Origin of the sequence: Pseudomonas sp. Tri1 (assembly GCF_017968885.1) — a bacterium.
Taxonomy (GTDB): domain Bacteria; phylum Pseudomonadota; class Gammaproteobacteria; order Pseudomonadales; family Pseudomonadaceae; genus Aquipseudomonas.
On the sequence record NZ_CP072913.1, the window covers coordinates 1,896,503 to 1,919,706 of the forward strand.

Annotated in this window: 21 protein-coding genes; all 21 read left to right on the forward strand. The window is 51.1% G+C overall.

Annotation, left to right across the window (positions count from 1 at the left end; genetic code table 11):
* The first annotated feature begins 5 nt into the window (after positions 1-5).
* The 21 genes from neuB (at position 6) to J9870_RS08530 (ending at position 22,870) form a co-directional block, all read left to right on the forward strand.
* Positions 6-1,082 (forward strand): N-acetylneuraminate synthase, encoded by a 1,077-nt coding sequence (gene neuB, locus J9870_RS08425; RefSeq protein WP_210643490.1) that lies wholly within the window; start codon positions 6-8, stop codon positions 1,080-1,082.
* A 659-nt stretch (positions 1,083-1,741) separates the two neighbouring features.
* The gene (locus tag J9870_RS08435; RefSeq protein WP_246883086.1) at positions 1,742-2,794 is read left to right on the forward strand and encodes a nucleotidyltransferase family protein; all 1,053 of its coding nucleotides are present in this window, start codon (positions 1,742-1,744) and stop codon (positions 2,792-2,794) included.
* On the forward strand, positions 2,791-3,798 hold the full coding sequence (locus J9870_RS08440) for a Gfo/Idh/MocA family oxidoreductase (RefSeq protein ID WP_210643492.1): 1,008 nt from the start codon (positions 2,791-2,793) through the stop codon (positions 3,796-3,798). The genes J9870_RS08435 and J9870_RS08440 overlap by 4 nt, the downstream gene beginning before the upstream one ends.
* A 1-nt stretch (position 3,799) precedes the next feature.
* Positions 3,800-4,486 carry an acylneuraminate cytidylyltransferase family protein gene (locus J9870_RS08445; protein WP_210643493.1) on the forward strand — a complete coding sequence of 229 codons (687 nt, stop codon included), beginning with the start codon at positions 3,800-3,802 and terminating at the stop codon, positions 4,484-4,486.
* Position 4,487: 1 nt separating this feature from the next.
* The gene (locus J9870_RS08450) at positions 4,488-5,231 is read left to right on the forward strand and encodes an oxidoreductase (protein ID WP_246883087.1); all 744 of its coding nucleotides are present in this window, start codon (positions 4,488-4,490) and stop codon (positions 5,229-5,231) included.
* The gene (locus J9870_RS08455; RefSeq protein WP_210643494.1) at positions 5,228-6,232 is read left to right on the forward strand and encodes a Gfo/Idh/MocA family oxidoreductase; all 1,005 of its coding nucleotides are present in this window, start codon (positions 5,228-5,230) and stop codon (positions 6,230-6,232) included. Before J9870_RS08450 ends, J9870_RS08455 begins: the two co-directional genes overlap by 4 nt.
* 13 nt (positions 6,233-6,245) lie before the next feature.
* Complete coding sequence (locus tag J9870_RS08460) at positions 6,246-7,187, forward strand: Gfo/Idh/MocA family oxidoreductase (protein WP_210643495.1); 942 nt, start codon at positions 6,246-6,248, stop codon at positions 7,185-7,187.
* Positions 7,159-8,442 carry a hypothetical protein gene (locus J9870_RS08465; RefSeq protein ID WP_210643496.1) on the forward strand — a complete coding sequence of 428 codons (1,284 nt, stop codon included), beginning with the start codon at positions 7,159-7,161 and terminating at the stop codon, positions 8,440-8,442. The genes J9870_RS08460 and J9870_RS08465 overlap by 29 nt, the downstream gene beginning before the upstream one ends.
* A complete protein-coding gene (locus tag J9870_RS08470; protein ID WP_210643497.1) occupies positions 8,439-9,119 on the forward strand; it encodes a hypothetical protein in 681 nt (226 codons plus the stop codon). Before J9870_RS08465 ends, J9870_RS08470 begins: the two co-directional genes overlap by 4 nt.
* Before the next feature lie 12 nt (positions 9,120-9,131).
* On the forward strand, positions 9,132-10,385 hold the full coding sequence (locus tag J9870_RS08475; RefSeq protein ID WP_210643498.1) for a hypothetical protein: 1,254 nt from the start codon (positions 9,132-9,134) through the stop codon (positions 10,383-10,385).
* Entirely contained in the window at positions 10,382-11,521 is a 1,140-nt protein-coding gene (locus J9870_RS08480; protein WP_210643499.1) for a hypothetical protein, read from the forward strand. Before J9870_RS08475 ends, J9870_RS08480 begins: the two co-directional genes overlap by 4 nt.
* A 126-nt stretch (positions 11,522-11,647) precedes the next feature.
* Positions 11,648-12,781 carry an N-acetyl sugar amidotransferase gene (locus J9870_RS08485; protein ID WP_210643500.1) on the forward strand — a complete coding sequence of 378 codons (1,134 nt, stop codon included), beginning with the start codon at positions 11,648-11,650 and terminating at the stop codon, positions 12,779-12,781.
* Positions 12,778-13,392 carry an imidazole glycerol phosphate synthase subunit HisH gene (gene hisH / locus J9870_RS08490; protein ID WP_210643501.1) on the forward strand — a complete coding sequence of 205 codons (615 nt, stop codon included), beginning with the start codon at positions 12,778-12,780 and terminating at the stop codon, positions 13,390-13,392. The genes J9870_RS08485 and hisH overlap by 4 nt, the downstream gene beginning before the upstream one ends.
* 1 nt (position 13,393) lies before the next feature.
* Positions 13,394-14,176 carry an AglZ/HisF2 family acetamidino modification protein gene (locus J9870_RS08495; RefSeq protein WP_210643502.1) on the forward strand — a complete coding sequence of 261 codons (783 nt, stop codon included), beginning with the start codon at positions 13,394-13,396 and terminating at the stop codon, positions 14,174-14,176.
* Between the two features lie 31 nt (positions 14,177-14,207).
* A complete protein-coding gene (locus J9870_RS08500; RefSeq protein WP_210643503.1) occupies positions 14,208-15,242 on the forward strand; it encodes a polysaccharide biosynthesis protein in 1,035 nt (344 codons plus the stop codon).
* Positions 15,243-15,247: 5 nt separating this feature from the next.
* Positions 15,248-16,366: an NAD-dependent epimerase/dehydratase family protein gene (locus J9870_RS08505; protein ID WP_210643504.1), complete on the forward strand. Its 1,119-nt coding sequence runs from the start codon at positions 15,248-15,250 to the stop codon at positions 16,364-16,366.
* A 22-nt stretch (positions 16,367-16,388) separates the two neighbouring features.
* Positions 16,389-17,519, forward strand: a complete 1,131-nt coding sequence (wecB, locus tag J9870_RS08510) for a UDP-N-acetylglucosamine 2-epimerase (non-hydrolyzing) (RefSeq protein ID WP_210645157.1) — start codon at positions 16,389-16,391, stop codon at positions 17,517-17,519.
* Between the two features lie 14 nt (positions 17,520-17,533).
* Complete coding sequence (locus tag J9870_RS08515) at positions 17,534-18,787, forward strand: glycosyltransferase family 4 protein (RefSeq protein ID WP_210645159.1); 1,254 nt, start codon at positions 17,534-17,536, stop codon at positions 18,785-18,787.
* Positions 18,787-19,752, forward strand: coding sequence for an SDR family oxidoreductase (locus tag J9870_RS08520; RefSeq protein WP_210643505.1), 966 nt, complete (start codon positions 18,787-18,789; stop codon positions 19,750-19,752). Before J9870_RS08515 ends, J9870_RS08520 begins: the two co-directional genes overlap by 1 nt.
* Entirely contained in the window at positions 19,749-20,765 is a 1,017-nt protein-coding gene (locus J9870_RS08525) for a glycosyltransferase family 4 protein (protein ID WP_210643506.1), read from the forward strand. The genes J9870_RS08520 and J9870_RS08525 overlap by 4 nt, the downstream gene beginning before the upstream one ends.
* 95 nt (positions 20,766-20,860) lie before the next feature.
* Positions 20,861-22,870: a nucleoside-diphosphate sugar epimerase/dehydratase gene (locus J9870_RS08530; protein WP_210643507.1), complete on the forward strand. Its 2,010-nt coding sequence runs from the start codon at positions 20,861-20,863 to the stop codon at positions 22,868-22,870.
* The last annotated feature ends 334 nt before the right edge of the window (positions 22,871-23,204 follow it).

The following is a 23,204-nucleotide window of genomic DNA, read 5'->3' on the forward strand; positions in this document are numbered from 1 at the left end:
GAGAAATGAAGAATCAGAAGGTTTATGTCATCGCAGAGGCCGGTGTCAATCACAATGGAGAGCGTGATCTTGCGTTCCGCCTGATCGACGCTGCAGCTGCAGCTGGCGCTGACGCAGTCAAGTTTCAGACATTCAGCGCCGATCTTCTCGCTTCACAGTTTGCGCCAAAAGCAAACTACCAGAAGGCTACGACATCAGATTCGGAAAGCCAGCTGGAAATGCTGCGCAAGCTGGAATTGCCCCGGCAATGGCATATAGAACTTCAAGCCTATGCTCGCGTTCAAGGTATCGAATTTTTGTCCACGGCGTTTGATATCGCCAGCCTGGAGTTTCTAGCCGGTCTCGACATGCCCATGTACAAGATTCCATCGGGGGAGATCACCAATGGGCCACTGCTTTGGCGCTTCGCGCGTACTTCCAAGCCTCTGATCGTTTCAACTGGTATGGCTACTCTGAGTGAAGTGGAGCAGGCCCTGGCGATCATTGCGCATGCACGGCTGAACGAGGAAGAACCCGGTCACCTGGACGAGGTTTGGAAATGCTGGGCACAAGCCGGTGCTCGTGAATCCTTGCAAGGTTGGGTGACTTTGCTTCACTGCACGTCGCAGTACCCGACGCCCATGCGTGAAGTCAATCTGCGAGCTATGGATACACTGGCTTCGACTTTTTCTCTCCCTGTTGGCTATTCGGATCATACGGCAGGGGGGCTGATTTCCACGGCAGCCGTTGCGCGGGGGGCCTGTGTGATTGAAAAACATTTTACCCTCGATCGTGCAATGCCGGGGCCGGATCATGCCGCGTCGTTAGAGCCTGATGAACTCAAATGTCTGGTCTCGGACATCCGAGATTTGGAAATCGCCCTTGGGGATTCCTTCAAGATACCGCAACCGAGCGAATGGGATACCCGGTTGGCTGCAAGGCAACAGATCATCGCATCGAAACCAATTCAAAAGGGTAGCGTCATCGAATCCGATCAATTGAGCACTGCTCGCTGTGGTTCGGGGTTGATGCCTACCCATATCTGGAATTTGGTAGGACAGGTCTCGCTACGCGATTACGCAGCAGGAGAAGTTATCCAGTGACCTCTCTCCCTCATATAATCATCGGCGCAGGCGGCCACGCCAAGGTATTGCTAGCCTTGGCGAGGTCTCTGGGGCTGTTGGTCGAGGGTGTATGTGCTCCGGAGCTCGCCGATTTGCGCGGTAGCCGTTGGCGGGGGATTGAGGTATTGGGCGACGATGATGCGCTGGAGCACCTTGATCCTGACCGAGTGCTGTTGATTCATGGAGTCGGTCAGTTACCACGTAGTTGTGTCAGACAGCGTATACATGAACGATTGAAATCCAAGGGATTTCGATTCGCTACCATGGTCCATCCCTATTCCTGGGTTGACGAGACAGCTTTGCTGGGGGAAGGGGTGCAGATCATGGCAGGCGTCATCGTACAGCCCGATGTGATAGTTGGGACAGGGACGATCATCAATACAGGTGCAAGTATTGACCATGATTGTCGAATCGGTGCGCATGTGCATATTGGACCAGGTGCCGTTCTATGTGGGGATGTCGACGTTCAGCAAGAGGCGTTCGTTGCCGCGGGTTCTACTCTGTTGCCTGGGCTTACGATTGCACGTGGTGCGATCGTTGGTGCGGGTGTGACATTGATACGTGACTTGGCGGAGCACCAATGTGCGGTCGGCCCGGCCGTAAGACTTAAGTGATTCATTTAACATGATGAGTAAGGAATGACGATGAGACCTTGGGAGTTGACCCTGACTGGGCCTCTGACGACGCTTGAAGATGCCATAGCCATACTGGATCGTGTGGCTCTGCGTATAGTCTTGGTCATCGATGATCAGAATCGCTTGTTGGGTACGCTCACCGATGGTGACGTCCGCCGCGCCTTGTTAAAACGCCACACCCTCAGTGAGTCGGTGCAGGACGTCATGTGCAGCACGCCTCGGACGGCAAAGCGGGGTTGGAGCAAGGACCGTGTCTTGGCTGTGATGGAGAAGTATCAGCTTTTGCAGCTCCCGGTCCTTGACGATGCAGGTGTGGTAGTAGGTCTCGAGACACTGCATGACTTAGTCAATCCCCTGAAGCAGGATAATCCGGTGTTTCTCATGGCGGGTGGGTTTGGCACGCGATTACGCCCCTTGACTCATAATTGCCCGAAACCCCTGCTCAAAGTGGGTGATAAACCCATTCTCGAGCTAATTCTGGAAAGTTTCATCAAGTCTGGTTTCCATAATTTTTATATCTCGACGCACTACATGCCTGAAATGATTGTTGCCCATTTCGGTGACGGTAGTCAGTGGGGGGTGACGATCCATTACATCCACGAGCATGAACCGCTTGGAACAGGTGGGGCTTTGGGGCTCCTTCCTCATGATGGGATCAATCTTCCATTGATCGTGATGAATGGCGATTTGCTGACCACCCTAGATTTTCGAAGTCTTCTCGACTTCCATGGGGAAAAGGGAGGGGTTGCCACCATGTGTGTTCGTGAACATGAATATTGTGTTCCTTATGGCGTTGTTCAAAGTGACGGGCACAAGGTTCGCGCAATGGTGGAAAAGCCGGTGCAGAAGTTTTTCATCAATGCCGGAATCTACGTGCTGGCACCGGAACTAGTAAAATGTGTGCCCTATGCCACGCGAATCGACATGCCGACGCTGCTGGAAAAACAAATTGCGCAAGGTAACGATGTCAGTATGTTCCCCTTGCACGAGTACTGGTTGGATATTGGTCGCATGGAAGATTTCCAGAAAGCCCAACAAGAGTTCGGGCACTTATGAACGCCTCAGGCTGTTGCCTTGTCGTCGGCAGTGGGAGCATTGCCAAGCGTCACCTGCGTAACCTGCGACAGGTGCTACCGGAGTGTTCGATACACTGCGTTTCGGCGTCCGGGCGGCCCTTGAGGCCTGATGAGGTGACGGCTGATGTCGTCCATTCAAGTTTGGATGAAGCCATTGCCTCCAATCCGCTCTGCGCAATCGTAGCTTCACCGGCTCCCTGGCACTTATCCCACGCGACTCAGCTGATGGCGGCTGGTATTCCCGTGCTGATCGAAAAGCCCATGGTTGCAACGGTGCAGGACGCGATAAAGATAGCCGAACAGGCTGAGCGGCATAATGCATGTGTCGACATCGGCTACAATTTACGATTCCTGCCTTCAGCATGTTGCGTAAGAGATCTGATCCGGCAAGGTGGCTTAGGCCGTATCCACTCCGTTCATACGGATGTCGGTCAGTATTTGCCGGATTGGCGGCCAATGACAAACTTCAGACATAACGTTTCCGCCCAGAAGTCGCTGGGGGGAGGGGTATTGCTGGAGTTGAGTCACGAGCTCGACTATCTCTGTTGGTTGTTTGGGCCTGTGGACTCGGTTTATTGCAAGGTCAGGAATACCGGAGAGCTCGAGATCGATGTTGAAGACTGTGTGGACGCTTTGTTTACCTTTTCCGCCGATATCGTGGCTACGTTGCACATGGATTTTTTACAGCGTGCGCCTATGCGAACCTGCAAAATCATTGGGGCGAAGGGCACCCTTGTCTGGGATCTGAATCGCAATGATGTCGACTTGCATGGGCCAGGTGGCGCTGTTCAAAGGCTTTATGAGGATTGCGATTACGATCGCAATGAGATGTACGTCGCCGAGCTCCGGCACTTTGTCAATGTGTTCAAGCATGGCGTTGCGGCCAATGTGAACTTGCAAGAGGCAACACAGACCTTGCGGGTGATTGAGGCGATGCGCCAGTCCTCTGCTCTGGGGCTGCCTGTGAATATGAAGAAGGTCTAGCATGCGAATTGCAGCATTCATTTTTGCCCGTGGAAACTCCAAGGGCCTGCCCGGCAAGAATATCCGCCCGCTGGGCGGGGTTCCGTTAATTGGCCATAGCATCAAACTGGCAGCTAGTATGCCAGCCATAGATCGTGTGTTCGTTTCGACAGACTCGGACGAAATAGCCGATATAGCCCGACAATATGGCGCAGAAGTGATCGTGCGCCCCGGGCACTTGGCGACCGACACGGCTGCTGAGTGGAACGCCTGGCAGCATGCCGTCACTTATTTAGCCGAGCGCAATTATTGCTTTGACGTATTCGTTAGTTTGCCGGCCACCAGCCCTTTGCGATCCAAAGAGGACGTTCAAGGCTGTCTGGATTTATTGACCGAGGATGTTGATGCCGTTATCACAGTCACAGCGGCTTCCCGCAGTCCTTTTTTTAATATGGTTGTGATTGACGAGGCGGGTCATTGCAGTGTGGTCAATTCGGGTGACAGAGTCACTCGGCGTCAGGATGCCCCCCTTGTGTACGACATCACGACAGTCGCTTATGTGACTACACCGGACTTTATCTTAGGTCATGATCGTTTGTTTGCCGGTCGGGTGAAGTCGTGGATAGTGCCGAAGCATCGGGCCGTCGATATTGATGATCTCTATGACTTCAAAGTGGCCGAAGCCTTCTATTCAATGCGGAATGAGTAACATGTTTATAGGCAAGAAATTTTTGGTTGCGGGCGCAGCTGGTTTACTTGGGAGGCAGCTAGTAAGGCACTTGGTGGAAAACCAGGCTCAGGTGGTGGCCGTAGATATTGATCTCGAGGGACTGCAAAGCCTCTATGCGACGGACGCCGCCGTAACAGTCGAATCGCTTAATTTAAATGATGAACAGGCGGTTATTCGATTTTTTTCTGATCGGTCTGATCTCGACGGAGCGGTGAACTGTTCCTATCCGCGGAATAGTAAGTACGGCGCGCATTTCTACGACGTGGAGCTTGCAAGTTTCAATGAGAATGTGTCATTGCACTTGGGAGCCTCGTTTCTCTTCATGCAGCAAGCGGCCGCTTATTTTGAGCGTGTAAAAACACCTTTTTCGCTTGTGAACATCGCATCCATCTACGGTGTGGTGGCCCCGCGTTTTGATGTATACGAGGGGCTCAAGATGACGATGCCTGTCGAATATGCGGCTATCAAGTCTGCATTGATTCATCTGAGCAAGTACGTTGTCCGTTACGTTGGCCAAAGCGATTTTCGTTGCAATGTTGTAAGTCCTGGTGGGTTGTTCGACCACCAGCCCGAACCTTTCCTGGAGCGCTATCAACAACATAGCCTGGGTAAAGGGATGCTTGACGTTAAAGATGTCCTTGGATCGATCGCTTTTCTGTTAAGCGATCAATCTCAGTATGTGAACGGTCAAAATCTAGTGGTGGATGACGGGTTTTCATTATGAGCCAAGCCAATCAAGTAAAATCGAACTATCTCTTGGTCGGCGCCGGACAATTGGGGACACGGCACCTTCAGGCGTTGGTCGGGCATGCTCCCGGGCCTACCGCTATCCAGGTTGTCGATCCTTTCGAAACTTCACTGACGATGGCACGTGAACGTGCCGACGCTGTGAAAAATAGCGACGGATATGTCGAACTGTCCTATTTGAGCAAGTTTGACCATATCTTGCCAACTATCGATTTTTCAGTCATTGCAACTAATGCTAACTGTCGGCTCGACGTCATAAAACAGGTGTTGGCAAAGTCTCATGTCAGGTATCTCTTGCTTGAGAAAGTTTTGTTCCAGTCGACCGATCAGCTTGATCAGGCAGTTGATTTGATCGAGCGAGTTGGCACCGCCACCTATGTCAACTGCCCGCGCCGTATGTTTCCAATCTATCGGGAGCTGCGCGAGCACCTTAAAGATGCCAAACGGGTCGTACTCACAGTTGAAGGTGATGATTGGGGACTGGCTTGTAATGCCATCCATTTCATCGACCTGTGGGCTTTTCTGACCGGATGCGCAGACTATGAAGTGGATGTCTCTGCGTTAGATTCCACGATTCTCGATAGTAAGCGCGAGGGCTATAAAGAAGTCACAGGCATCCTGAGCGGACACGCTGCAGGGCACTCCTTCTGTTTAACTTCGCGTGCATTGGATACGGTGGATAAAGAGCCTCTGAAGGTGCGGATTGAAACCGAACGGCTGGTAATCGATATTCTCGAGTCTAAGGGGATCTGTCGAATCGTAGATTTGGCAAGCCACTCTGAACAGGAGCAAAGTTTTTCGATTCCCTACCAGAGTCAACTCACTCATCTCGTGGCTGATTCACTATTACAGCATGGGCACTGTGAACTGACTCCATTTAAGGAGTCGGTCGCGTTACACAAGCCATTGCTCAAGGCTTTACTGACGTTTTTCAATGAGTACGACGATGTCGTGCGCGATCACTGTCCGATAACTTGATACCAAGGTTCCCATGATTCTTCTTGTTGGCGCCGGCCCGATGGCCGTGCATTATGCGCATGTACTTAAAGGTTTGAAGAAAGAATTCAGTGTGGTAGGACGAAGTCTTGATTCCGCGTCGCGCTTCGAAAATGCCACGGGTGTGTCGCCCATCACGGGTGGCTTGGAGCTATTTCTGAATGAGTGTGCTGAAGTCATTGAGTACGCCATTGTTGCGGTGAGTGTCGAGCAACTGGAGGCCACCACCCGGCAGTTATTGCTCCATGGTGTTTCTCGTATTCTGGTTGAAAAACCAGGTGGTTTAACCCTTACTTCTATTCAATCGTTGCAGGACCTGGCCACTGAGCGTAATGCCGACATTTTTATTGCCTATAATCGGCGTTTTCTGTCATCAGTACTGCTTGCCAAGGCGATGATTGCTGCGGATGGAGGAGTGACCAGTTTCACTTTCGAGCTGACCGAGTGGTCCGATAGCATTGCTAAGATAGCCAAGGCTGAAGGCGTTAAAGAAAATTGGTTCTTCGCAAATACCAGTCACGTTACTGACTTGGCTTTTTATTTGGGGGGGCAGCCGGAGCTCATATCCTGCTATGCCGCAGGAGAATTGGAATGGCATACGCGTGCTTCGAGGTTTGCGGGTGCCGGTAAAACGAGCCAAGGGGCGCTATTTTCTTATTCCGGGGATTGGAATGCGCCGGGTCGTTGGGCAGTGGAGATCATGACGTCAGCACGACGGTATATTTTAAAGCCCATGGAGCAATTGCAAATCCAAAATCGCAACAGTGTTGCCGTAGAACACTGCGAAGTAGATGCCATACTCGATCAGCAATATAAGCCAGGGCTGTTTCTGCAAGTTAAGCACTTTTTGGATAACGATATCAGCGTATTGTGCTCGCTGCGTGAGCATTTGGCTAACAGTGTTATTTATGCGCGAATCGCCAGTTATGATCGCTAGATTGAAACGCTGGGGTAACGTTAGCGCGGTTAACGTTCCTGAATTAAAAAGTGCACTGCGGTATGTGTTTTTTGTCTATAGCGAGTTCGCGCTAGGGGCGCTGCTTACTTTATATTTCATTAATACAGCATCGGCCAGTATTTTGGCAGAATCGAGCATCACCTTCATTGTGATCTCCTACAGTGTTTTCCTGGCATTCGGCTTTCACAATGGTGTCACCCGAGATGGTGCAATTGCCGCGACGCTGGAGCAGCGTAATGAAATATTGAGGTTAGAACTTCTATTCTCTTCTGGTGTAGCTTTGGCCCTCTTGGGAGCGGTACTGGTCTTCAATCCCAATTTCTATTTAATGGCAGGCATGATGATCGGTGCAGTCAATCATTTGAAAGCAGCCTGTCAGGCCGTATTTAGACTGAATGGTGAGAATAATCGACTCAATCTGCTTAATGTCTCGTGTGCTGCGCTGTTTTTTCTATTATTTGCGCTGAGTCAAGGGTTCGCCTGGCCCATACCCCTCGAGCGGGCATTCTTTCTGACGTGGCTCACCGCCACCACCTTAGTGGTGGCGGTATTCTATGTGGTGTGTGGAAAAAACGTCGGTCTATTTAGTCGCCGCCCCTATGACCGAAACCTGTTTTTCAAGATTCTGAGTGCTTCTAAGTTTATGTTCGTGATGGCTGTCGGTGGTGTCGTGCTGTTGACGTCCGATCGAGTGATACTGAATCTCCATCAGGCTGAAGAGACAGTTATCGCTAATTTTCAGTACATTGATACTCTATCGAATATTTACTTTCTCGGCTTGTCAGCGGTGCTGTACTACTTTACGCCTAATTTGTTACGGCGATACACCTCCGCAGGGGCCGTTTCCGCTGCCCATTTTCTACACTCGATGAAGTTGATTCTTTTCGTTCTAAGTGGGGTCTTCTTACTGTTCCTGGTTTGTGCGTCAGTATTTATATTCGTGCTGGGCCGATTCGAGTGGATGATGTTTGAATTGTTGTTTTCGATGCTGCTAATGAAGACGGCTATGATCATGCTCGGCACTTTGTGTAGTTTTTATTTGGCGAACAACGGTGAGAAGCGTTTGGCGGGATATTATATTGTTATCACCAGTATCTCCTTGTTGGCAACGTATTTGTGGGTCGGTTTTTTTTCCACCACGCAAGCGATTGTCTTTCTGCCTCTTTCAAACGGCGCATTGATCGTTGTGATGTTTAGCATTCTGCTCATACGCATCAAGGCAATAAAAACATGAAGACAGTTTTGATGTTGACCGATTCTCTTGGTCTTCCCCGAGTCCAGCCCGAGTGTGTTTCAGATGATGAGTGTTGGGTTTATCGCCTTCAAGACACCTTTAGTCATGTGTTCAAGTTTCGTGCGATTTGTACGCCGGGCATGGATACTCGGCAGTTGTTAGTGGCGAGTCGGAACTACCATCAGGCAATCAAGCCGGATCTGGTGATTCTTCAAGTAGGTATTGTAGATTGTTATCCGCGAGCGCTAAGGCGTAGCGAACTATCTATTATCATGCGTTTGCCAAGGATGTTGAATACACTCTTGCATCAGCAAGTTAAGCGTCATTATGGTTATTTGATAAAGCGTCGGCGTATTCAATATGTTGGTGCTGCCGAGTTTAAAGAGAATTTACAGTCGGTGCGCGACCTGTTTCCGGGGGCACAGTTTCGCATTGTGCCCATCGCTCCCCCTTGCTCTGATTATAAAGCCAAGAATCCATTGATTGAGTCTGCTGTGACTAGTTATAACGGGATTCTGACCGACTTGTTTGGTGCTGAAGTGTTGGGTAGCTGTTACGCAGAGGGAGGGGATCGATTGTTCATGAATGATCATCACCATTTGAATGCGACAGGGCATACCCAAGTCTATAATAGCGTGAGCCAGGCATTGTGTGAGTTTTTGGACGGAAGCGGCTGACGGAGCAAGCAAATGGTATTGTTTACTGCATTTTTAATGGTCTTCGTTTATCTAGCGTTTCGGAATAAGAGTGCGCTCGGCCCCTCCAACATTGTTTTCCTGAATTATGCGCTGTATTTTGTATTTCCTGCGGTCCTGTTTTATTTTTTGGAAGCTGTGCACTGGGAGTATGTCTTGCCGTGGGGCAAGACAAATGATTGGTCTACACTTTCCGAAGAATCGGTACTGTCGTATTTGTACGTGTTCATGATGTTTTTTATATTTTCGCGCCTGCTCGAAATCGGAATGTGTCGTACTGTGGATGCAGCTTTTTTCGAACGCTATGCAGTAAGGCCGGTACCTTTCTTTTTTTTCATATCCCTCATTCTTCTTGGAGGGGTAATTTTCATGCAGGTGACGGGTGGGATAGATCAGTGGTTGGGTAGTTATAGTGATACATATATAAAGAACAAGAAGGGGTATGGGTTACTCAATTTTATGTTGATTATGGGGTCAAACTTTTTGGCTTTCGTACTCGGATTTTATTGGCGAGTTGAGACGCGTGTCAACTGGGTTTTGTTTTTGTATGCGCTTACGGTTTTGGTGCTCTGTGCATATCTACAGGGTATTAAGAGCAGGATGTTCTATTATGCAATTCTTTTTAGTGCTCCCTGGCTTGTTTATGCCCGGATTTCAATTTCAAAAGGGGTCGGTGTATTTATAGCATTCATGCTTGCTTTCATGTTTTCAATGTACTTTCGATCCAATGGTTTTTATAGTACTCCAGAGATGTTGTTAGAGTATTTTTTAAGTTATTTTAATACTATATTTTTGCATGATCGCATTGTTCATGATATGGATCCCCAGTTCTTCCTGACTATTGATTTTCCAATAAATAAATGGTTGACATTTGTGGGGGTTCCGAGTGAGGAATACCTTCATGATATCAGTCGTTGGCTGACATCCATTTATTTTCCTGCGCAATGGTTTGAGGGGAGTGCTACACAGCAATGGCCAATTGAAACGGAACTTTACCTTAATTACGGATATTTTGTTTTTTGGTGGGTTCCAGTGTTTCTGTATTCGTTGTTTATGTGTGTTCTCTACTCTGTGCGCTTCAAGTATGGGCCGGTCTTTTTGTTTATATATGTACTGGGCTACTTGCATTTCTTGAGTGTGTTTCGTGGGAGCATGTTTGCTTGGATTGATCTGTTTTCTTTGTTGGTATATGGTTTTCTGCTTATGTTTGGGCGTGTCCTGTTTGTTAAAGTTGAGTCATCATCATGACTGAGGTGAAGTTGATAAAAATTGCGCAGGTGGTTTTCAGCGCCTACTTGAATGAGGTACGGTTAGATATCGCGTTGCGAGACAAATTCCTTGCTCGTGAGCCCTCCGCCAGCTTTCTTCCTCGCTATAAGATGATGGCGATTTTGCCATTCTATAAAAAACATCCTGGGTTGGTCGTCTTGGGGCTGTGGGCGGCGAGTGTAACATTGTTGCCAGTTTTGTTCGTCGGGTCAATTTTGCTGGTTTTAATGGGCATGCTCTATGCTTGCTGCAGGCGCCTACCGCGATATGCTGATCTTGACGAGGAAATTTGCTTTCCTGTTAGTAATGACTTCAAGTTATATCACTATCTTTTTTCTGATTTTGATCGGCGTCAAAAATTTTTGTGTAGGAAAGCTTTCGCTTTAGTAGAGTATTTCTCTGTGTCTGATTTTGTTCGGGCGTTCTTCGTCATCCAATGCGTGCTATGGTATTGTTTGACAAAGTCATATAATAAGAACGTTCGTTTTCGAGATGTGTCGCTTCATTTGCGTGACCTGATTTCCATCAGTTGCTTCGCGGTATTTGTCGCACAACTCGATGCTCATGGAAAGCGTCCGATCACTGATAGCAATCTGCAGCGTTGGGATTTCATTATTAGCCACTTGGCGCCTCGTGCTTCACTTATCCAGCACGCGTTTATCCACGCAGATATCGATTTTGAGGCTCCCTTTGGTCGGTTGGGTAAACTTTACGTATTTGATCCATTATTCGTCGAGGTTTTCGCTCGATATTTTACAATTGATCAGGTAGGCAAGGTCGCACCAAAGATCAGAATGAGCGCGTGCTCATCATCCAAGCCGACTCTGTTTTTGGCATCCTCGGAGCCTTATCTGGACATCGAGATTGAATTTCTTCGTTTTGTGAGAGCGGAGCTGGATTACCATGTTCTTGTGAAATTGCACCCGAAGCATATTTACGGAGATGCGGTCAATATTTTGCTTGGGATGGCGGATGAAGTGGTAGATCGCTCAGACTTTCCCGACAGTGACTATATGGCGTCTTATGACTCGTTTTTGGGGTATGAATATAAGTCGTTGGGTAAACGAGTGCTGTTCCTTAAAGAAGGGTGGTCACTAAGCAGTTTTTCTGCGTAGTCAGATCTGGCTGAATACTATTGGAGGGGCGTATAATTGAGCAGGCCGATTAAGTCTGAAGAGTGTTGCGAGATGTTAATAATAATAATTAGTTGCAGTTGTTGAGACGGCGCCGGGGGGAGGGCTATGGATTATAATATCTGTACTAACTGTATTATGGATGTAAGCGATCCTAATATAAAGTTCGACGAGCATGGTGTTTGCGAGTATTGTAATAATTTTGAGAAGGTTATTAAGCCCAATTGGCACACAGATGCGCGAGGTGCTGCTGAGCTTAAAGTGTTGGCTGAAAAAATAAAGGCCGATGGTGTCGGGCGGGACTTTGACTGCATAATCGGCCTTAGTGGAGGGCTTGATAGTTCGTATCTATGCTACGTCGCTAAAGAGATTATGGGTTTGCGTCCGTTGTTGTTTCATGTGGATGCGGGTTGGAATACGGATCAAGCTGTCGGTAATATTGAGAAGTTGGTTGATGGTCTTGGCTTGGAGTTATACACCGATGTTATCAACTGGGAAGAAATGAAAAGCTTGCAAACAGCTTTTTTAAAATCCCAGATTCCCGATCAGGATATTCCACAGGATGCTGCTTTTTTTTCAGGGCTTTATAAGTTTGCCAAGGCTAATAAAATAAAGTATGTACTGACGGGTGCTAATTATTCTACTGAGTGCTGTCGTGAGCCGGAGGAGTGGGGAGGCTATCCGGGCATTGATAAAATACTTATTAATGATATTCATGGTAGGTTCGGTTCGAGGCGGCTAAAAACGTTTCCCCTCGTAGATATACTGTCTTATAAGATCTACTATCGTTACGTTCTAGGTATGCAGGTCGTGCGGCCCCTAAATCTGGTGCCCTATGTAAAAAGCGAGGCAGAGGATACTCTTGAGCGCCTGTTTGGTTGGAAGCGTTTTCAGCATAAACATCATGAATCCAGATTTACACGTTTCTACGAAGACTATTGGATGCCCCGAAAGTTTGGCTATGAGAAGCGTCGCGCTCATTTCTCAAGTCTTATCATGACTGGGCAAATGACCCGGGAAGCCGCTTTGGAGCGCATTGCCAAGCCCGAATTGGGCGAAAATTTTCTCGAGTCGGAGTTTGAGTATGTGGCGCATAAATTGGACTTGACTGTGCCGGAGCTTCAGCGCATTTTCGACGGCGAAAACAAGACCTTCCGTGATTACAAAAACAAGCGCTTCTTGATTGGAATTGGTGCTCGTATTCTCAGTGCAATCGGATTGGAAAGACGACTGTTCAGATGATTACCATCATTGACTACGGGCTGGGTAATATCCAGGCTTTTGTGAACGTTTACCGACGTCTGCACATCCCAGTCGCCGTCGCTCAGACAGCTGCTCAGCTGGATGGTGCGACTAAGTTGGTCCTCCCGGGGGTGGGTGCATTCGATCATGCGGTCGAGCGCCTCAATGCCTCGGGAATGCGTCCGACACTCGACGAATTGGTTCTTCGCCACAAATTGCCGGTCCTGGGCGTTTGTGTAGGCATGCAGATATTAGCGAGCAGCAGTGAAGAAGGAAGCTTACCCGGCCTTGGCTGGGTGCCGGGTCGTGTTCGGTCTTTCAATTCAGTAGCTGACTTGGCTGAGCTACCTCTGCCGCATATGGGGTGGAATGATGTCACTGCTTCCTCCAATTCCGCCTTGTTCAAGGGATTTGAGGAGGACGCACGCTTCTACTTTCTCCATTCGTTCTTTTTTGAGTGCGAGGAGGCCCAATATAGTGAGGCGACGTCCACGTACGGCTTAGATTTCAGCTGTGCTGTACGCGCTCAAAATGTGTATGGCGTCCAGTTTCACCCTGAAAAAAGCCATCACTTCGGCGTCGGACTACTGAAAAACTTCGCGGAACTATGACATGTTGAGACCCAGGATCATTCCCTGCTTGCTGATTCAGGATGGCGGGCTGGTGAAGACAGTGAAGTTCAAGGATCCCAAGTACGTCGGGGACCCGATCAATGCGGTAAAAATCTTCAATGAGAAAGAAGCCGACGAATTGATCGTGGTCGACATCGATGCCACCGCAAATGCTGTGGAACCTAACTATGCCCAGATCGCCAAGTTGGCGGCAGAATGCAGGATGCCGCTGTGCTATGGCGGTGGCATTCGTACAGCCCAGCAGGCCAAGCGTATTATCGCGTTGGGTGTTGAGAAGGTTGCCATCAGCTCGGCGGCATTTGAAAATCCGCAATTGATCAGTCAGATCGCTGAAGAGATTGGTAGGCAGAGTGTTGTGGTGGTCCTGGATCATAAAGCGCGCTTGTTGAGCAAGCAGCAGGAGGTCTGGACGCACAACGGCACGCGCAATACCAAGCGCAGTGTCATTGAGGCGGCTCAAGAGTTTGAAAGGCTCGGCGCCGGCGAAATTGTGCTCAATTCCATCGAAAACGACGGAAAAATGAAAGGCTACGACGTAGAGCTTGCAATCAAGCTTCGCGAAGCCGTGCGTATACCGATCACCATTCTTGGTGGTGGCGGCTCGCTTGAAGACATGCGCAGCATCGTGGCAGCTTGTGGGGTGGTTGGTGTTGCGGCAGGCAGCTTCTTCGTGTTCAAGGGCGCGTACCGGGCGGTGCTGATCAGCTATCCGAGCGCTCAGCAGAAAGACGACATTATTTATTCAGCTCTACGAGCCAGGTAGTTCGCCAGGTTCGTGGCAAGGGTCAGGTCATATGTTCAACGGCAAAAAACTTCTCATCACTGGTGGTACTGGTTCCTTTGGTAATGCAGTGCTCAAACGTTTCCTGGATACAGACATCGCTGAGGTTCGCATTTTCAGTCGCGATGAGAAGAAGCAGGATGACATGCGCAAGCGTTACGGTAACACCAAGCTGAAGTTCTACATCGGTGATGTACGTGACTACCAGAGTGTGCTGAATGCTACCCGCGGAGTTGACTATATCTTTCACGCCGCCGCTCTCAAACAGGTGCCATCCTGCGAGTTCCATCCCATGGAAGCCGTGAAAACCAACGTCATTGGTACCGACAATGTGCTTGAAGCCGCCATCCAGAATGGCGTCCGGCGCGTGGTTTGTCTGAGTACTGACAAGGCTGTCTACCCCATTAACGCCATGGGTATCTCCAAGGCCATGATGGAAAAAGTCATGGTGGCCAAGTCGCGTAATGTCGACGAGAGCAAGACGGTTATTTGCGGTACGCGATATGGCAACGTCATGGCTTCCCGAGGGTCAGTCATCCCGCTGTTCATCGAGCAGATTCGTGCAGGTAAATCGCTGTCGATCACCGACCCCAACATGACCCGCTTCATGATGACCCTGGCTGATGCTGTGGATCTGGTGCTCTACGCCTTCGAGCATGGCAACAATGGTGATCTTTTCGTCCAGAAAGCCCCAGCTGCCACTGTCGAAACCCTGGCCCAAGCGTTGACATCCATGCTCGGGCAACCGGACCACCCGATTCAAATCATTGGCACGCGACACGGTGAAAAGCTTTACGAGGCACTGCTCAGTCGCGAGGAAATGTCCTGTGCGGAAGACATGGGGGCCTATTTCCGTGTACCGCCGGACCTGCGCGACTTGAACTACAGCAAGTTCGTCGAGCTAGGGGAGGAGAAGATTTCCCGCACCGAGGATTACAACTCGCATAACACCGAGCGTCTGGATGTCGAGGGTATGCAGAAGCTGTTGTTGAAGCTGGATTTCATGCGGGCCATACAGCGTGGCGAACACGCCACTCCAGAAGAGTGATGCCCATGAAAGTTCTTGTTACTGGAGCCAGTGGCTTTGTCGGCAAAAACCTTGTGGCTCACCTGCAAGAGCGCCAGGACGTTCAGGTGGTTCGATTTGGTCGCCAGGAGGCTCCATCCGATCTGTTGTCGATGCTTGATGATGTGGACTTTGTGTTTCATCTGGCGGGCGTCAATCGACCCCAGCGTATCGAGGAATTCAGCGAAGGTAACAGTGGCCTCACTGCAACGTTGTGTGCTGCCATCAAGGCCACTGGCCGATCGATACCCGTGATTTACACCTCATCCATACAGGCTGAGGTCGATAATCCTTATGGGACGAGCAAGCGCGATGCTGAACACGCCTTGCTTGACCTGTCGAAACAGCAAGGTTCACCGGTTTATCTTTATCGTTTGCCCAACGTTTTCGGAAAGTGGGCGAGGCCAGACTACAATTCGGCGGTGGCGACGTTCTGCCATAACATCGTCCGTGGCTTGCCAATTACCGTCAATGATCCCGCGGCACCGCTGCAGTTGGTCTATATCGACGATGTAATCAGAAGCTTCATCGATGTGATGGATGGTGGCGCCCCGGAAGGCCCTTATCTGGATGTACAACCGGTTTATGCCACGACGGTCGGGGCATTGGCCGATCAGTTGCAGGCGTTCAAGCGCAGCCGAGAGACGATGGTGACCGAGCGGGTGGGGACTGGGTTGGTCCGCGCTTTGTATTCGACTTACCTGAGCTATTTCACGCCAGACGATTTCACCTATGAGCTGCCCAAGCACGGTGATGTGCGAGGCGTATTCGTTGAGATGCTCAAGACCCCGGATGCCGGTCAGTTCTCTTACTTCACTGCTCATCCTGGCATTACGCGGGGAGGGCATTACCATCACAGCAAGACCGAGAAGTTCCTGGTTATCAAAGGTCAAGCCTGCTTCCGTTTCCGCCACATCGTCAGTGGAGAGTTTTACGAACTCTACACTGACGGTGACACGCCACAAATCGTCGAAACGGTCCCGGGTTGGAGCCATGACATTACCAATACCGGTGAAACCGAAATGATCGTAATGCTGTGGGCCAACGAAATTTTTGATCGTGAGCGGCCAGACACCTACACCATGGCTGTTGGCACTCAGGCCTGAAGGATTAGCAATGAATACTGCACTGAAGAAACTGAAGATCGTTACCGTAGTGGGAACGCGCCCCGAAATTATTCGTTTGTCCCGGGTCATGGCCGCATTGGATAAATATTGTGAGCACGTGCTAGTGCATACCGGGCAGAATTATGACTATGAGCTGAACGAGATCTTTTTCCAGGACTTGGGTATTCGAAAGCCTGACCACTTCCTGAATGCTGCCGGGAGCACGGGGGCGGAAACCATCGGCAATGTGATCATCGCGGTGGACCGGGTATTGGCTACCATCCAGCCTGAAGCCTTGCTGGTGCTGGGCGATACAAACAGCTGCATGGCAGTTATTCCTGCCAAGCGGCGCAAGATCCCCACTTTCCATATGGAAGCTGGAAACCGTTGTTTTGACATGCGTGTTCCTGAAGAAATCAACCGACGCATCGTTGATCACACAGCAGACATCAACCTGACCTATAGCACTATCGCTCGCGATTATTTACTGAGCGAGGGTTTGCCTGCCGATCGTGTAATCAAGACTGGCAGTCCAATGTTCGAAGTACTCAACCATTATCGTGACAGTATCGAGGCGTCGGACGTCCTGGAGCGGCTTGGCTTGGAGGCGGGCAAGTTCTTTGTGGTCAGCGCCCACCGGGAAGAGAATGTCGACTCGGACAAGAACCTCTTCAAGCTGGTCGAGGTACTCAATACCGTTGCCAGCACTTTTGGTCTGCCAGTCATTGTTTCTACCCATCCGCGTACTCAAAAGCGTGTTGATGCCATGGGGATCGTGTTTCATGAAAATATCCGATTGCTCAAGCCGTTGGGTTTCATGGACTACAACAAGCTGCAGCTCGAATCCCGTGCGGTGTTGTCTGATAGTGGCACCATCAATGAAGAGTCTTCCATTCTCAATTTTCCAGCCTTGAACCTGCGCGAGGCTCATGAGCGACCCGAAGGGATGGAAGAAGCGGCCGTGATGATGGTGGGCCTGGAAGTCGAGCGAGTCCTGCAAGGACTGAACATTCTCCAGACGCAATTAGCGGGGACCGAGCGCAGCCTGCGTCTGGTGGCGGACTACAGCATGCCTAACGTTTCCGAAAAAGTTGCCAGAATCGTGCACAGCTATACCGACTACGTAAACCGTGTCGTATGGAAGCGGTATTGAGTCGAGTAGTGGATATGCCGGAGAGCAAGCTGAATATCTTGGTGGTCACGCAGTATTTCTGGCCGGAAAACATGCGGATCAACGATCTGGTGCGTGATCTCACCGAAAAGGGCCATTCGGTTACGGTGCTCACTGGAGTGCCCAATTATCCCGAAGGCCAGGTGTTCGAAGCGTACAGGTCAGCACCTGAGCAGTTTACTGAATACCATGGTGCCCGCATTGTGCGGGTTCCCATGATCCCGCGCGGAAAGCGCAGTATTCAGTTGATTCTCAACTACCTGAGTTTTTTTACCAGCGCTTCGACCATCGGTAGTTATGCGCTGCGGGGACGTGCTTTCGATGCAATATTCGTCTACGCAGTGTCTCCCATCATGGCGGCTATTCCTGCCTTGGTCATCGGGCGTTTGAAAAATGCCCCCGTATTGATTTGGGTTCTGGATTTGTGGCCGGAAACCCTAAGAGCGGTTGGCGTGCTGAAAAAGCCGGCGTTGTTATCCGTGGTTGGCCGCATGGTGTCGTGGATCTATAACCGCGCCGACTACCTGCTGCTGCAATCGAACGGCTTCCTCGAAAACGTCAAAGGCTACTGTACTCGTCCCATAGACCCGAAGCGCCTGATCTATTTCCCAAGTTGGGCTGAAGACGATTTCTCTGCGACTTCGAATCATTCGGACTCGATACTTGCACGCGATGACTCGGTGTTTACCGTGGTGTTTGCCGGGAATCTAGGCGAGGCCCAGGATTTTCCTGCAGTGCTGGACGCCGCTGAACAATTGCGTGGGAAAGTCGCCGTGCGTTGGGCCATCGTGGGTGATGGCCGCATGAGTCAGTGGCTGAACCAACAAGTAAGTGCGCGAGGCTTGGATAACGTACTGCTCCTGGGCAGACATCCGTTGAAAGCCATGCCGGCCTTGTTCGCCAACGCCGATGCATTGTTGGTGTCGCTGAAGACCAATGATGTGTTTGAAAAAACCATTCCCGGCAAAGTCCAGGCTTACCTGGCCTCGGGCAGACCTCTGCTGGGCATGATCAATGGCGAAGCCGCTCGGGTAATCAATGAGTCGGGTGCGGGGTTTACTTGTGCATCCGGTGATGCAGATGGTCTGGCACGTATCACTCAGGCTCTGGCTGACACAGCCCCATCCCAACTTATGGTCATGGGAGAGAGTGGTCGTGACTATTACCTTCAGCATTACTCCAAACAGCGCTTGCTGGCGCGTTTGGAAGATATCTTCAGAAAAGCCACGCTACGGAAGGTGAACCACTGATGCAGCGCAGTATTCTTGTGACCGGGGCGAGCGGGTTTGTTGGTGGTGCGTTACTTGAAAGGCTGCAAACAGACTCCGGGAAGTCTGTCATTGCGGTCGTTCGAGGCGATCGTCATTTACCGATACCCGTCAGTACTGTGCGGATCGAAGCATTCTCCCAGCAAACTCAATGGCAACCGCATCTGGCCAATGTGGATACGGTCATTCATTGTGCCGCTCGTGTGCATGTGATGAACGATACGGAAGCTGATCCTCTGGCGGTCTTTCGGCAGGTCAACGTGGAAGGCACGCTCAATTTTGCAAGGCAGGCGGCCGAGGCCGGTGTACGTCGCTTTATTTTTATCAGTTCCATCAAAGTGAATGGGGAATGCACATCGCCCGGTCAACCCTACGCCGCGGACGATATGCCTGCGCCAGCGGATCCGTACGGTGTTTCCAAGCAGGAAGCCGAGCAAGGTCTGCGACAGATGGCGCGGACGACTGGAATGGAAGTGGTCATCATTCGGCCTGTCCTGGTGTATGGGCCGGGTGTGAAGGCCAATTTCCTGAGCATGATGCGTTGGCTGGACAAGGGTGCCCCTTTGCCGTTTGGTGCCATAGATAATCGTCGCAGCCTGGTGAGCATCGACAATTTGGTCGACCTGATCGTGACGTGCATCGACCACCCTGCGGCGGCGAATCAGACATTTCTGGTCAGTGATGGAGAAGATCTGTCGACCACAGCGTTGCTCAGTCGGATGGCCCGTGCGCTGGGCAAGCCTGCCCGGTTGATTCCGATCCCCAGCTGGATACTTGAGTGCGGCGCCCGCATGCTGGGCAGAAAAGCACTGTCCCAGCGCCTGTGTGGTTCGCTGCAGGTCAATATCGAGAAAACCCGCACGCTTTTGAATTGGAACCCTCCCGTGAGTGTCGATGATGCATTGGCCAAGACCGCACGGCATTTCAGGATGAATCAAGCGAAATGATGCACTTCTGGTTATTTGCCTCTGTCACGGTGGCTTCGCTGCTCATGACGGCGGGACTACGTCGTTATGCCTTGGCGCGTAGCATCATCGATATCCCGAATGCGCGCAGCTCCCACAGTATTCCGACAGCCCGGGGCGGAGGAGTCGCCATAGTCGTGGCCTTTCTGCTGACATTGCCTTTGCTGGGTCTACTGGGTCTGGTGTCGCTCCACTACCTGGTGGCGTTAGGTGGGGCAGGTGCTCTGGTCGCCATCGTGGGTTTCATGGATGACCATGGGCATATTGCAGCACGGTGGCGATTGCTTGGGCATTTCAGTGCGGCGGTCTGGGCACTGTTATGGCTTAAAGGTCTGGCACCCTTGAACCTGTTCGGTATGACCTTGGATTTATCTTGGTTTGGGCATGTCTTGGCTGCTTTTTATCTGGTCTGGGTTCTCAACCTGTATAACTTCATGGACGGTATTGATGGTATCGCCAGTGTAGAAGCAGTGCTGGCCTGCCTGGGGGCGAGTGCTCTCTACGTATTGTCGGGTTTCACCGACCTGATCTGGCCTCCATTGATCCTGGCGGCCGCCGTGCTGGGCTTTCTGTTTTGGAACTTCCCACCCGCGAAAATCTTTATGGGAGACGCGGGCAGTGGCTTCTTGGGTATCACGCTTGGGATCATGTCTCTGCAAGCTGCCTGGGTCTCCCCGGTCTTGTTGTGGGCTTGGCTGATCCTGTTGGGAGTGTTTATCGTCGATGCGACTGTCACCCTGGTCCGGCGGTTTTTTCGGGGTGATAAAGTCTACGAGGCGCACCGCAGTCATGCTTATCAGTTTGCCTCCCGCCGTTATGGTCGCCATCGTCCTGTCACACTGGCAGTCGCTGCGATCAACGTGTTGTGGTTGTTTCCCTTGGCGTGGTGCGTCGTGGTCTTGAAGTTGGACGGACTGACAGGCGTGGCGTTGGCCTATGTGCCTCTGGTGTTACTGGCCTTGAAGTTCAAGGCTGGTCAGTTGGAGGGCGCTTGAGTACCCGGGTAAAGATGTGAAATGGGTCATGGACGGCTGTCACCAGGCAGCCCGACATAACGAGAATTGGGCAGGAACAAGGTGCTGGAAACTTCATGGATAGATTTCGCGTTGCATTGCTGGGCCTGTCGCATCGGCAGAAGCGCCTGCTCCAGGTCATGACCGATGTGCTGTTGGTCTGGGCCTCCTTGTGGTTGGCGTTCGTGGTGCGCCTTGGTTTCGACGAGATGATCAATCCGTTCACCACCCACCCATGGCTGCTTGTCAGTGCTTCTCTGATTGCTATCCCATTGTTCGTTCGTTTTGGTATGTACCGAGCCGTCATGCGTTACCTGGGTAACGATGCCTTGATCGCAATCATCAAGGCAGTCAGCTTGAGCGCGTTGGTATTGGCGCTCGTGGTGTATTGGGGCTCCTCCTACATGGAGGCTGTCCCACGTTCAGTCATCTTCAATTACTGGTGGCTTAGCCTGGTGATGATCGGCGGTTTGAGATTGCTCATGCGCCAGTATTTCATGGGCGATTGGTTCATTCCCTCCCATCACGTTCCCTTCGTCAACCGCAACACCAGTCTTACCAAGGTAGCGATCTATGGCGCCGGTGCCGCCGGTAACCAATTGGTGGCGGCCTTGCGCATTGGCCGAGATATGCAGCCGGTGGCTTTTATCGATGACGATGACAGTATCGAAAATCGAATGATCTCGGGTTTGCAGGTGTTCAAGCCCAAGCATATCCAGAAGATGATTGAACTCACTGGCGCACAAGAAGTGTTGCTGGCCGTGCCCTCGGCGAGTCGCGCGCGTCGCCGTGAAATCCTGGAGTATCTGGAAAGCTATCCACTGCACGTACGCAGTGTCCCGGGTTTCATGGATCTGGCCAGCGGCCGTGTAAAAGTCGGCGATATCCAGGAAGTCGACATTGCCGACTTGTTGGGGCGAGATGCGGTGCCTGCACAACCCGCGCTTCTTTCACGTTGCATTCGGGGAAAGATCGTTCTGGTCACGGGGGCGGGTGGGTCGATCGGCTCTGAGCTCTGCCGTCAGATTCTCGCCCTGGAGCCATCCACTTTGCTGTTGTTCGATCACAGTGAGTTCAACCTCTACAGTATCTTTACTGAGCTGGAAGAGACCATTATTCGTCAATCGATCCCCGTGATCTTGTTGCCGATTCTGGGGTCGGTGCGTAACGCGGATAAATTATTCGACCTCATGAGTTCCTGGAGCGTCGAGACGGTGTATCACGCGGCAGCCTATAAGCATGTACCCCTGGTGGAGCACAACATCGCCGAAGGCATGCTCAATAATGTCATCGGTACTTTGAACACCGCCCAAGCGGCCTTGAAGGCCCAGGTCGAAAATTTCGTGCTCATTTCCACGGACAAGGCTGTGCGTCCGACTAACGTCATGGGCAGCACCAAGCGTCTGGCTGAAATGGTCCTGCAGGCACTGAGTCAAGAGCTTGCACCGGTGCTGCTCGGAGACAGTGGTAATGTTGCGCGGGTCAATAAAACCCGCTTCGTGATGGTGCGTTTCGGTAATGTACTGGGGTCGTCCGGCTCGGTTATTCCGCGTTTTCGACAGCAGATCAAATCCGGCGGGCCCATTACCGTTACACATCCCAATATCACCCGATATTTCATGACCATTCCAGAGGCCGCCCAGCTAGTGATTCAGGCGGGCTCCATGGGGCGAGGAGGGGATGTGTTTGTGCTGGACATGGGGGAACCGGTAAAAATCGCCGAATTGGCTGAAAAGATGGTGCATCTTTCTGGCTTGAATGTGCGCTCCGAGAAGAACGTCCACGGTGATATTGCCATTGAGTTCACTGGTTTACGGCCAGGTGAGAAACTCTATGAGGAGCTGCTGATCGGTGACAACGTGATCGCGACCCAGCACCCCATGATCATGAGTGCCCATGAAGACCATCTGCCATGGGAGCAACTCAAGACTACATTGGATGAACTGATGGTCGCCATTGCCAAGGACGAATATTCACGGGTCCGGATGCTGCTCCGCGAGATCGTAAGCGGCTATAAGCCCGAAGGAGAGATCGTCGATTGGATATTCCAACAACGCCGCTTGGCTCCAAAATACAAGGATCGTTGAGTTATTCCTGATGGGGCACTTCGTCGGTCGATAAGTGTGAGCGCTGTGAGGTTCGGAAGTGAGTCGCAGTCGGGCCGATGTCTCATGGGGTGCCAGCTACTTTATGTACTGCCGCTGGTGCTTGCGACTCAGGCTGCTACGCTATCCCCTATCATGGAATCGTCGCAGCTAGAGCGACTGGTACGGATTGACCTGAGTGTGAACAGCAGCACTGCGTCAAGATTTTGATCGATACCATCGCCGGACGGCTACCCTCCCATAGCAGCTGTCGTCTCACCGTCCATTGCCAGAGTATCCTCCTGGCTTTGCAATCTACTGATCTGACCATGGTCGT